Origin of the sequence: Pseudomonas sp. PAMC 26793 (assembly GCF_000313235.1) — a bacterium.
GTDB classification, from domain to species: Bacteria; Pseudomonadota; Gammaproteobacteria; order Pseudomonadales; family Pseudomonadaceae; genus Aquipseudomonas; species Aquipseudomonas yamanorum.
Genome location: NZ_AMXG01000042.1, coordinates 1 through 12,206, shown reverse-complemented (window position 1 = coordinate 12,206; position 12,206 = coordinate 1). Strand labels below are relative to the sequence as shown.

Genomic DNA, 12,206 nt, shown 5'->3' with positions numbered 1-12,206 from the left:
ATGCAACTGCTGACCCTACCGCCCTCGCCCGCCCTTGCCACTTCCATCCGCGCCACCGCCCAGGTATTTGAAGACCCCAGGTCCAAGGCCTTGCTCAAGCATGTGCAACAAGTCGCGCCCAGCGAAGCCAGCGTGCTGATCATCGGCGAAACCGGCACCGGCAAAGAGCTGGTGGCTCGGCATATCCACAACCTCAGCGGCCGCAAGGAACAGCCATTCGTGGCGGTGAATTGCGGAGCGTTCTCCGAGTCATTGGTGGAGGCCGAGCTGTTCGGCCACGAGAAAGGCGCGTTCACCGGCGCCCTCAGCGCCAAGGCTGGCTGGTTTGAAGAAGCCAACGGCGGCACGCTGTTCCTCGATGAAATCGGCGACCTGCCGATGTCGATCCAGGTCAAGATGCTGCGGGTGTTGCAGGAACGTGAAGTGGTGCGCCTGGGTTCGCGCAAAAGCATACCGATCAATGTGCGGGTGCTGGCGGCGACCAACGTGCAGCTGGAAAAAGCCATCAACGCCGGGCATTTTCGCGAGGACCTGTTCTACCGCCTCAACGTGGTCAACCTGGAACTCAGCCCGCTGCGGGACCGCCCCGGCGATATCCTGCCGCTGGTGCAGTATTTCATCGACACCTACACCCGCCGCCCGGGGTACGGCGAGGTGATCCTGAGCAAGGACGCCGAGCAACGGCTGGCCACCTACAGTTGGCCGGGAAATATTCGCGAGCTGGAAAACGTCATCCACCACACCCTGCTGATCTGCCGTGACGGCGTGATCCAGGCCGATGACCTGCGCATGTCCAACCTGCGTATCGAACGCCAGGAAGACAGCACCACCGCCCACGACCTGCTCGACCTGGCCTTCCAGCGCCTGTTCGAGGAACAGATCGACAACCTCCACGAACAGGTGGAACGCAGCCTGCTGACCGCCGCCTACCGGCTGTGCCACCACAACCAGGTGCACACCGCCGAATTGCTGGGGCTGAGCCGCAACGTGACCCGCACCTTGCTGATCAACCTGGGGGAACTGAAGGTCAACAAGCGCCGCCCGCTGGCCGGCGCCAAGGACGAGCGGGTGCTGCACCTGTCGATCTGAACTGCACTGCGCGGCGTACCCGGTACGCCGCCTGATCACAGCGCGACGTCATCCAGCGCATCGCTGAACTGGCGACTCCACAACCGCGCATATTGCCCGCCCTGGCGCAGCAACTGTTCGTGGCTGCCGTCCTCGATTACCCGGCCATTGTCGAACACCAGGATCCGGTCCAGATGGGCCACGGTGGACAGCCGGTGCGCCACCACCAGCACGGTCTTGTCTTCCATGATTTCGTCGAGCTTGTCCTGGATAAAGCGCTCGGTGATCGAGTCCAGGCTGGAAGTGGCTTCGTCCATCACCAGGATCGGCGCGTTCTTCAGCAACACCCGGGCGATTGCAATGCGCTGGCGCTGGCCGCCGGACAACTTGACCCCACGCTCGCCCACCAGCGATTCGTAGCCGTGCTCCATGCTGTCGATAAACTCACTGGCGCCGGCGCGGTGGATCGCCTCGGCGACTTCGTCCATCGAGGCATCCAGGCGGCCGTAATGGATGTTTTCGCGAATGCTGCGGTGGAACAGGCCCGGCTCCTGGGGAATCAGGCCGATCTGCTGGTGCAGCGAATGTTGGGTGACGTCGCGCACGTCCTTGCCGTCCACCAGCACCTGGCCTTGCTGGACGTCGTAGAGGCGCAGCAGCAAGCTCAACAGTGTCGATTTACCGGAACCGGAAGCGCCTACCAGACCAACTTTCTGGCCAGCGGGGATGACGATATTCAGGTGTTCGAAAATCGGCCGTCCGGCGCTGTAGCTGAAGCCCACGTCGCGAAACTCGATATCGCCGCGCTTGACCATCAGCGCCTTGGCGCCAGGTTGGTCGATGACTTCATGGGGGCGAATCAAGGTGCGCACGCCGTTGGCAATGTTGCCGGTGGCTTCGAAAAATTCGAGAAAGCGTCGCGACAGGTTGCCCACGTCACTGATGATCAACAACGACAGGCTGGTGGACATCACAAACGCCGCAATATCGATGCGGTGACTGCGCCACAAGTACAGGGCGAGCAGCAACAGGCCCAGCTTGAGCACCACGCCACAGCTGGCCTGGAACCAGCGGATGCGCTCCATATAGCCGAGGGACCGATAAGCCGCCGTCACCTCCTTGTCGAGGAAGGTGCCCAGGTAACTGTGCTCGAACGCATGCCGCGCAAACAGGCGGATATTGGCCAGGTTGGACACGGCGTCCACCACTTTGCCGGTACTGGTGCTGCGCGCTGCCGAATACTGCTGGGCCAGCGGATGACTGCGCCGTGCGAGCAGGTAACAGATGGCGATGAACACCACCGACCAGCCGGCCATGAACAGCGCCAGCAGCGGCGAAGCGGTCCATAGCAAGGCCGTGGCCAGGCTCAGCGTCACCAGCAGCGGGATCAGGTCGAACAGCAGGATGCTCAGGGTCTGGTTCACCCCAAGGGTCACCTCAGACACCCGGTGCGCCAGGGCGCCGGCGAATTCGTTGCTGATAAAGCGATGGGAATGCTGTTGCAGGTAGGCGAACACCACGTGGGTCACCGTTCGCCGCTGCAACGGCAACACGTGGATATGGCAGCCCGCTGCCGCGCGGGTAAATAACACCTCGCACACAAGCAGTATGGCGAACAGCGTCAACGGCCAGCGCAGCACTTCGAACGCACGCTCCGCCTCCAGCCCATTGCTGACGGTGCGGGTGATTTGCCCAAGGCCCCAGGGAATCAGGATCGAACACACCACGGCAGCAATCTGCAGCAGCAGGATCGCCAGGTACCACCCTTTGAAATGACCGATGAAATGCCGCACAAACGCCGCCGGCGTCGACGGCAAGTGCTGGACATTCCAGGTGCGAAACAATGAAAAAGACGAGCTCATGGCCAATGACATTCCTGAATGACGCCTGTGGCCGCGCAGCTTTCAGGCAAAAATGGTGAGTGTGATCGTTCCCACGCTCTGCGTGGGAATGCATCCGGTAACGCTCTGCGTCACGATTTTAAGAGCGGACGCAGAGCGTCCAGAGCGGCATTCCCACGCAGAGCGTGGGAACGATCTCAATAGACAGCACCTGTGCCCCATGAAACAGACAAACATTCCCCTGTGGCGAGGGAGCTTGCTCCCGCTGGAGTGCGAAGCGCTCCCAGGATTTTGAGGCCGCTGCGCAGGCCAGCGGGAGCAAGCTCCCTCGCCACAGGTTCAGCGTCACTTTTGGGATTGGTAGCGGATTTCCTCCAACTCACAACCGCCCCGGGTAAGGGTGCGGCTTGATTCGGGCTGCGCTATCCATCCTGCGTTTTGGTAAAAGCGCACTGCCCGCCGGTTCTCAGCCAGTACCCACAACGTCGCCGTCTCCAGGCCCAGACTCGCGAGATGTTCCAGCCCCCTGAGCCACAGCGCCCTGCCCACTCCGATTCCCCAGTGCTCGGCCAGCACATACAGCGCCTGCACTTCACCGATTACGCCTGGGTCAGCATCCTCATCACGGCTCGGGCTGACGACAATCCAGCCCACCATACGCCCCTCGATCTGTGCGACAAACACAGCTTCGTTTCCCTGCTCAATCGACTGCCGCCAAAAGGCTTCGCGCCTGGGCTGGGTCGCCTCCAGCGAAGCCAGGTAATCCGCCGGCATCAGCTCACGATAAGCCTGCTGCCAACTGCGAATATGCACCCAGGCAATGTCACCCGCGTCTTCGATACGTGCTGCCCGAATCATCAAATTCCCTCTGCGCGTTTTGCATAAATCGCCGAGCCCGCCTGCGGCGACAGCCTGCGATAAACCAGCCCCGATAATCCACACAGCAATCCGGCCCCCACCATGATCCAGGCGATATCACTCTGCTCGACCGTGGCATGCCCGCGCATGGCCATGATCAAGCCGAGCAGGCCCGCCGCGATGCCCACCGACAAACTCAAGGTCAGTTGAATGGTCATCGCCGACAGGCTGCTGGCGCGGCTGGATTGCTCCGGTGGCACGTCGGCATAGGTCAGTGCCCCCAGGGTGCTGAATTGCAGCGAGCGAATGATCCCGCTGCCAAATAACACCAGTATTACAATCCAGTAAGGCGTTGATACCTCGAACAGGCTGCACGCCAGGAGGGTCGCACCTGTGAGCACGGCATTGCTGATCAAGGTGCGGCGGAAACCGAAGCGACTGACGATCCGCACCGCCAGCATCTTCATCAGGAACGCGCCCACACCACCGGCCACACTCAGCAGCCCAGCCTGCAACGGGTTAAGCCCGAAACACAGCTGAAACAGCAGCACCAGCAAAAACGGCTGTGACGCACTGCCGATGCGCATCAGGTTGCCGCCCCAGAAGCTCACCGCGAAGGTCGGTATGTTCAACAACGAAAAATCGATCAACGGGTGCGCCGTGCGCCGTGCATGCCGGACATACAGCCAGGCACTGAACAGCCCGCCGCCAATCAGCAGCAACGCCCACTGGCGCGGCAACAGGCCGTGGCCCAGCACCTCGAAACCGAACACCAGCCCGCCCAATGCCACACCGCTGAGCAACAGGCCGGGAACGTCCAATGGCTGGCCGGGCGTCCCGGAGTAGTCCGGGATGTAGCGCAGCACCAGGATCACCCCGAGCACGCCGATCGGCAGGTTGATCAGGAAGATCCAGTGCCACGACAGCACCGTCACCAGCAGCCCGCCCAACGGCGGCCCCAGCAACGGCCCTACCAGCGCCGCGACCGTCAGGTACGACATGGCGCGCAGCAGGTTTTCCCGCGCCGACCAGCGCAGCAGGATCACCTGCCCCACCGGCACCATCATCGCGCCCGAAGCCCCCTGGGCCAGACGCGCCAGGGACAACTGCAGCAGCGAGCCCGAGCAGGCACAGGCCACCGACGCCAGGGTGAACAGCACGATGGCGCTGATAAACACCCGACGCGGCCCGAACCGGTCGGCCGCCCAGCCGCTGACCGGCACGAACAGCGCCACCGCCAGCAGGTACAGCGACACCACCAGGTTCATGCGCACGCTCGGTTCGCCGAAATCCTGGGCCATCTGCGGCAGCGCGGTAAGCACTGCCGTGGCGTCGATCAGTTCCATGAACAGCGCACAGCCGATGATCATCGGCACCCGGCGCGCGTGCCCGGTGCCCACGTCGCCCAAGGGGTGTGAAAGGTCGAGGGCTTTGTTCAAAACAGCCCCGAGGTCGGAGGCGGCGTGCCCTTGAGTTGCCAGGCGCCCACGGCCGCGGCTTTCCAGTGCCGGGGATTGTGGTTGGCCACGGTGCGTGCGTTGCGCCAGTGCCGGTCCAGGTTATGCGCGCGGCCGGTGGTAGAAGCGCCACCGACGTCGAACACCAGTTCGGCGGCCTTGAGCGCCGATTCCGCCGCGATGTATTGCGCCTGGGCCACATCCACTGCCGCCTGGTCGACGGCCACCGCCTCAAGATCGGCAGCCCAGGCGCGGTCGATGGCGTCCGCCGCGTGCAGCACCACCGCTTCGGCGGTAAAGGCCCGGGCCGAAACGTCGCCCACGCTCAGTTCCACGTACGGGTCGTCCACCGAACGCGTGGCGCTGCTGTGCTTGATCGGCCGTGCATGCTCCTTGGCAAAGCTCACCGCATCGTTCAGCGCATTGCGCGCAATACCCGCCTGCACCGCCGCGAGGAACACTTGCAGGAACGGCGTGACAATCGTGCGCTTGCCCTCCTCGACGGTGCGGGTGCGGATCTCACTGGCCAACACCTGCACATCATGCAGGTGGGTGGTGCCACTGGCGGTCAGGCGCTGGCCCATGGCGTCGAAATCATCCAGCAACTCCAGGCCCTGGCGGTCGCGGGGCAGGATGAACGATACGGGCTGGTCATTCTCGTCCAGGGCGACGGCGCTGACCCAATCGGCATACAACGAACCGGTGCTGTAGTACTTGCTACCGGAAGCGCGAAAGTGCTCGCCGTCACCCACGATGCGCGCGCTGATGGAACCGTTGGCGCCACCGACTTCCCAACCGGCATTGCCGATCACGGCGCCTTGCAGGTAGCGCCCGAACCAACGCTCGCGCTCCTCCTCTGCCCCCTCAGCGCGGGACGCCAGCAGGCCTTCGACAAACCCGAAACCGGGACGCAGGGCCTGGGCCACGTTGGAGTCGGCCGAGGCGATGCGAATCAGCAAGGCAATCACGTCCTTGACCGTCCCACCGGCGCCGCCAAACCGCTTGGGAATCCGCACGGTAAACAACCCGGCCTTGGCGATCTGCGCCACGGCCTCATAGGGCAGTTGGCGGTCACGCTCACGTTGCGCAGCGCCGGCGGCAATCTGCGGCAAGATGCGATCGGCACGGGCGTTCAGTTCGGCCACCGTCACAACCGGCGGCGTGGGTACAGCAGACAACTTGCTCATGGCACTTCCTTGATTCAGGTCTAGATGGCGATTTTCCACAGGCGCGATTCATCAAACAGCCAGCCGGGGTTTTCCGGCTCCAGGGCCGGCACCACCAGCTGCGTACCGCTGCCGGGCAGGCGCGGCACTGCGCCCAACAGGCGTTGGGTGTATTCGTGTTGGGGGGATTCGAACAACGTCTCGACGCTGGCGCTTTCCACCACCTGGCCGTGGCGCATCACCAGCACCTCGTCGCTGACGTGGCGGATCACCCCGAGGTCGTGGGAAATAAACAGGTAGGCCAGGCCCAGCGAGGCTTGCAGGTCGGCCAGCAAATCCAGGACCTGGGCCTGCACCGACACGTCCAGCGCCGACACCGGCTCGTCACAGATAATCACCTTGGGGTTGCTGGCAATCGCCCGCGCAATCGCCACGCGCTGGCGCTGCCCGCCCGACAGTTGCAACGGCCGGCGTTCGGCCAACTGCGGCGCCAGGCGCACCTGGTCAAGCAACTGTGTCACGCGGGCCGCCTGTTGCTCGGCGTCGATACCGGCAACGTCCAGCGCATCACTGAGGATCTGCCCCACCGTCCAGCGCGGGTCGAACGAACTCAGCGGGTCCTGATAGATCACGCTGATGTCGCGGCGATGCAGGCGCCGGGTCTTCTCCTCGACCCGTTCGGCGCCTGCAGCTGCCCATGGCTGATCGAGAAAACGCACCTCGCCGGCATCCGGTTGCAGCAGCCCGAGGGCGATACGCGCCACCGTGGTTTTGCCCGAGCCGGATTCGCCGACGATGCCCAGGGTGCGACCGGCGCGCAGCTCGAAGCTGACGTTATCCACCACCTGGCGCGACTGTTGATCGGGGCCAACGTAGCGCTTGCCCAGGCCGGAAGCCTTGAGCAACACCGGCGAATCCGGCCCCGGCCGTGGTTGCGCGACAGCATTGCCGCGTTCCGGCGACAGCCGTGTGCCACGGGCATGTTCGGCGGGCACCGCGTCCAGCAGCGAGCGCGTGTAGGCGTGGCGAGGGTTGAGCAACACTTGGTCCATCGGGCCCTGCTCCACCACTTCACCGTGGCGCAGCACCAGCACCTCATCCGCCAATTGCGCGACCACCGCCAGGTCATGACTGATGATCAGCAGCGAATCGCCACGGGCCTTGATCTGCTGCAACACCTGCAGGATCTGCGCCTGCACCGTGGCATCCAGCGCGGTGGTGGGTTCATCAGCGATCACCAGGCCGGGGTTCAACGCCAGTGCACTGGCTATCAGCGCACGCTGGCGCAGGCCGCCGGAGAGTTGATCAGGACGTTGGCGGGCACGCAGTTGCGGTTCGGGTACGCCCACCAGGTCCAGCAGTTCGATGACCCTTTCGCCACGGCTGCGACTGTCGCCCCAGCGATGGGTCTCCAGCACCTCAAGAATCTCCTTGCCCACCGGCCGCAACGGGTCGAGGGACACCAGCGCGTCCTGCAACACGAAGCCGATGCCATTGCCCCGCAAGCGGCGCCAGCCACGCTCCGAAAGGCTCAGCAAATCCACACCGTCATAGCTCAAGGTACGTGCGGTGACCTTGGCACCGGCACCTGCGAGGCCGATCAGACTGCGGGCGGTGACGCTTTTGCCGGAACCGGATTCACCCACCAGCGCCAAGGTCTTGCCCGGTTCCAGGGTGAAAGACAGATTGCGCACGACAGACTGCCCGGCAAACTCGATGGACAGGCCTTCAACGATCAAGCGTTTCTGGTCGCTCATGAAAGACGGCCCTCCAGGCGTTGTTGCAGGTAACGGCCAGTGACCGTGGTCGACAGGGTGGTGAGGACGATGAACAGGCCGGGGAAGAACGTCAGCCACCAGGCGTTGGCGATAAAGTCGCGGCCCATGGACAACATGGTCCCCCACTCCGGCGCCGGCGGGCGGGCGCCCAGGCCGAGAAAGCTCAGGGCAGAGGCCCAGACAATCGCCTGGCCCACGCCCATGGTCAGGGTCACGATCAGCGGGCGCATGGCGTTCGGCAGCAACTGGCGCAGGATGATGCGCAGCGGCGGATGCCCGAGCGCCCGAGCGGCTTCGATGTAGCCCGCGTTACGCACCGCCAGCACCTGGCCACGGACCATCCGTGCATAACCCGGTGCACTGCCAAGCCCGGTGGCGACGATCAGCGGGCCGATGCCGCTGCCGAAAATCGCCACGAACAACAGCGCCAGAATCAGGCTCGGAAACGCAAACAGCACTTCCAGCAACCAACCCACGCCGCGGTCCACCCGCGCGCCGCCAAGGCCGCCCAGCAGACCCAGAACGATGGCGATGCTCATGGCAATCGCCGTGGCTGCCAGGCCGATAAACAACGACTGGCGAGTGCCATAAATCACCCGCGAAAAAATATCCCGCCCCGACTGATCGGTGCCGAACCAGTGGGCCAGGCTCGGCGAATGAAACGCATCGCGGGGCACGATGGCCAGCGGGTCACTGTAGGCGAACAACTGCGGTACCAGCGCCGCGACAATCACCAGCAGCAGAAAGGTAATCGCCAACAGCGGGCCGAGGCGCAGGGTGCCAGTGGTGCGCTGAATCCGCAGCGCGGGCAGCGGTGTTTCCAGGGTCAGGCCGCTCATGCTGGAAGCTCCTGTTGGCGAGGGTCGACCCACAGGTACAGCAGGTCGACCAGAATATTGGCGAGCACGTAACCGGCGGCGACCACCAGGCTGATGCCGATGGTCAGCGGCAGGTCCTGTGCCTGCACCGCCTGGTACAACTGGCGGCCGAGGCCCTTGCGGGAAAAAATCACTTCGATCACCACCGCGCCGCTGATCAGCGCGCCGATGGCCCAGCCCGACAGCGAAATCCCCGGCAATACGGCATGGCGCAGCGCGTGCTTGAAGCGCACGTTGAAGTCACTCAAGCCACGGGTTCGGGCGGTCAGGATGAAGGGTTGATCAAGGGTCAGGTCCAGGGATTCGCGGGTGACCTGAGCGATAAACCCCGCCAGCGGAATCGCCAGGGCGAACGACGGCAACACCAGGGTGCGCCAGCCATCGCTGCCCGCCGGCGGGAACAGCCGCAGGCCGAACGCAAACACCGCCAGCAACAGAATCCCCAGCCAGAAGTGCGGCAACGCGGCGGCCAGAGTTTCGGCCAACGAGGCCAGGCTGGCCACCCAGCGCCGGCGCCCCGCCGTCAGCACCGTCAGCGCCAGCACCAGAACCCAGGCCAGCGCGAGAGAGGTCAGGGTCAGTTCAAGAGTCGGCCAGGATTGCTCCGCGAGGACGCGGGTCACCGGCAGGTGCTGGGAATAGGAAACCCCCAGGTCACCCTGCACCAACCGCCCGAGGTACAGCGCGTATTGCACCGCCAGAGGCTTGTCGAGACCGTATTCGCGGGTGGCTTCAGCGATGGTCTCAGCGGTGGGGTTGCCACTCGGGCCGCCGAGGATCGCCAGCACCGGATCACCGGGCATCAGGCGCAAGGCAAAGAAGGTCAGCGTGGCCACCGCCCACAGCACCAGCACACCGCCGGCAAGGCGCCACAGCGCACGTTTGCCGAGCCGGGCCAGGCGCTCGTGGCGTGGGTTGGCAAGTGATGGACGGCTCATTTGTTCACCCATGCGTCATAGAGATACGTCACCGCCAGCGACGGCTCCAGCCGCACGCCCTGGGTGGTCTTGTAGATACCCAGCCGCGTGCTTTGCGGGTAGGTGGTCAGTTGCAGGTACTGGCTGGAAGCGATTTTCTGCGCCTGGTAATACAAGGCCCGGCGCTGCTCGCTGTCCTGGGTGGTGAGGGCCTGCTGGATCAGCGTGTCGAAGGCCGGATCACTGAAGCCGGCGGTGTTCTGGTGGTAACCCCCGACGCCTGCCGGACGGATGAACTCGCTGCCAAAGATGATCCGCAGCACGTCGGCGGTGTTGGTGTTCCAGTAGCCGAGGCGAATGTCGTAGTCCCAGTCGGCCTGGCGTTTGGTGGCCTGCACGTCACTCATCTGGTCGACGATCAGCTCGAAGCCGACCTGCCGGGTGGTGGCCTGTACCTGCTCCCACAAGGTGTATTCCGACGGCGGCGTGCGGTTGCCCATCACCACGTGGACTTGCAGGCGCCTGCCGTCCTTGATGCGGTAGCCCTCGCTGTCGCGCTGGGTCCAGCCGGCTTGGTCGAGCAACTGCGCGGCACGGGCCGGGTCGTAATCCTGGGCGTGCTGGAACTCCGGGCTGTAGAAGCGCGTGGCCGGGCTCAACGGCCCACCGGCGCGGGGGAACTCATTGAAGTACACGCTCTTCAACGCGCCCTCGATGTCGGAACTGCGCACGAAGGCTTCGCGCACCCGCAGGTCATCGAACGGCGCACGGGTGATGTTCAGCGTGCCGTTGGTGGGGTTGCCGGGGCGTTGGGCGATCAACAGGGTCAGGTCCGGATTGCGTCGCGCGGCCTCGTGGGATTCGGGGGGCAAGGCTTCGATCACGTCGACCTCGCCGGCCTGCAACGAGGCGAAGCGTACGGAAGGTTCCTGGATGAACTTCCAGACGATCCGGTCGAGCCAGGCCGGGCCTTGGTGTTTGGCGGTGGGTGGGGCCCAGTTGTAGTCGGGGTTGCGCACCAGTTCGACCTGGCTTTGGCGGTCCCAGCGCACGACCTTGAACGGGCCGCTGCCGACCGGGCTTTCGCAGTTCACGTCGCGTGAGCGCAGCAGTGCGGTGGGGGACTCGATGCCGAGGAAGCCTTGGGCCAACACTTCCAGGAACGCGGCGTAAGGCGTGGCGAGGTGCACCACTGCGGTGTATTCGTCGAGCACGTCGGTGCTGCGGTATTGGCGGATGTAGCCGCCTGCGGTGCTGGATTGGGTCTTGGGGTTGGCCATGTGGTCGAGGTTGGCCTTGACCGCTGCGGCGTTGAACGGGGTGCCGTCGGTGAAGTGCACGTCGTTGCGCAGGTGGAAGGTGTAGGTCAGGCCGTCGGGGGAGACTTCCCAGGTCTTGGCGAGCCAGGGGCCGATGCGGCCGTCGGTGTCCATTGAGACCAGGGAGTCGAGGTATTGCTGGGCGACGAACACCTGGGGCATGTCGCCGGCCACGTGGGGGTCGAGGCAGGTGGGTTCGCGGTCGGTGGCGTAGACCAGGGTGCCGCCCTTTACGGGTTGGTCACTGCGGGTGACGGTGGAGCTGCCTTGGCCGCAGCCGAGCAGCAGGCTGCAGAGTGTGGCGGTGCCGATGAGGAGCAACGGGCTGGATCGTCGCGGGTAAGGGGCGGGTTCTTGCATGATAGGTCAGGCCTAAAGTCCGGGAACTGGGTCATTGCACAAGGCATGCCGGGTTTTTGGGCCTGTAAACAGGGGGTGTTGGGGGTTGCGGGGATTGGTGAAAACGACAATGTGTGTGGGAGGTGTTGGTCAGGCAACAGCTGGCCTTGGGGGGAGTACATATCCGTTGCTGCGGTAACGGCCACTTATGGTTCCGCTCTTACAGCGGCTCACTTTTGAACAGCGCAAAAGTAAGCAAAACGCTCTTGCCCCACCACTCGGCTCCTCGCCTAGGCTCGGTGCCCTCACTCCGGCTTTGGACCGTGGGCCGCCGCGATGGGCCATCCTTGGCCCAGCGCGGCTAACCCGGCGTCCTGCCGGGTTACCCACGCTCCAAAACCTGCGTTCGGCCAGCGTGGTTTAACGGGGCGCCTAAGATCAAGATCAAAAGCAGATCAAGAGCACAGCGGCCTACCGGCCGGCTTGAGTGTTTTAGAGCAACAGCACAATCAAAAGCTAAAGCGGGCACGGTCCAAATGTGGGAGCGGGCTTGCTCGCGGAGGGCGTTTACGATGACGCTGGGTA

Annotated in this window: 9 protein-coding genes; 1 reads left to right on the top strand and 8 read right to left on the bottom strand. The window is 64.2% G+C overall.

All coding sequences use genetic code 11. The features are described 5' to 3' along the window. Positions 1-1,089, top strand: coding sequence for a sigma-54-dependent Fis family transcriptional regulator (locus tag D109_RS0122865; RefSeq protein WP_017478916.1), 1,089 nt, complete (start codon positions 1-3; stop codon positions 1,087-1,089). A gap of 35 nt (positions 1,090-1,124) precedes the next feature. Here D109_RS0122865 and D109_RS0122860 read toward each other — a convergent pair whose 3' ends face one another. From D109_RS0122860 to D109_RS0122825, 8 genes are all read right to left on the bottom strand, one after another. Further along, positions 1,125-2,930 carry an ABC transporter ATP-binding protein gene (locus D109_RS0122860; RefSeq protein WP_017478915.1) on the bottom strand — a complete coding sequence of 602 codons (1,806 nt, stop codon included), beginning with the start codon at positions 2,928-2,930 and terminating at the stop codon, positions 1,125-1,127. A 324-nt stretch (positions 2,931-3,254) separates the two neighbouring features. Continuing rightward, on the bottom strand, positions 3,255-3,767 hold the full coding sequence (locus tag D109_RS0122855; protein ID WP_017478914.1) for a GNAT family N-acetyltransferase: 513 nt from the start codon (positions 3,765-3,767) through the stop codon (positions 3,255-3,257). Beyond that, positions 3,767-5,206: an MFS transporter gene (locus tag D109_RS0122850; protein WP_026078167.1), complete on the bottom strand. Its 1,440-nt coding sequence runs from the start codon at positions 5,204-5,206 to the stop codon at positions 3,767-3,769. Before D109_RS0122850 ends, D109_RS0122855 begins: the two co-directional genes overlap by 1 nt. Further along, positions 5,203-6,411, bottom strand: a complete 1,209-nt coding sequence (locus D109_RS0122845) for an acyl-CoA dehydrogenase family protein (RefSeq protein WP_017478912.1) — start codon at positions 6,409-6,411, stop codon at positions 5,203-5,205. Before D109_RS0122845 ends, D109_RS0122850 begins: the two co-directional genes overlap by 4 nt. Before the next feature lie 20 nt (positions 6,412-6,431). After that, positions 6,432-8,147, bottom strand: a complete 1,716-nt coding sequence (locus D109_RS0122840; protein WP_017478911.1) for an ABC transporter ATP-binding protein — start codon at positions 8,145-8,147, stop codon at positions 6,432-6,434. Further along, positions 8,144-9,007: an ABC transporter permease gene (locus D109_RS0122835; protein WP_017478910.1), complete on the bottom strand. Its 864-nt coding sequence runs from the start codon at positions 9,005-9,007 to the stop codon at positions 8,144-8,146. The genes D109_RS0122840 and D109_RS0122835 overlap by 4 nt, the downstream gene beginning before the upstream one ends. Then, a complete protein-coding gene (locus D109_RS0122830; protein ID WP_026078166.1) occupies positions 9,004-9,984 on the bottom strand; it encodes an ABC transporter permease in 981 nt (326 codons plus the stop codon). Before D109_RS0122830 ends, D109_RS0122835 begins: the two co-directional genes overlap by 4 nt. Continuing rightward, entirely contained in the window at positions 9,981-11,642 is a 1,662-nt protein-coding gene (locus D109_RS0122825) for an ABC transporter substrate-binding protein (RefSeq protein WP_026078165.1), read from the bottom strand. Before D109_RS0122825 ends, D109_RS0122830 begins: the two co-directional genes overlap by 4 nt. Positions 11,643-12,206 lie beyond the last annotated feature (564 nt).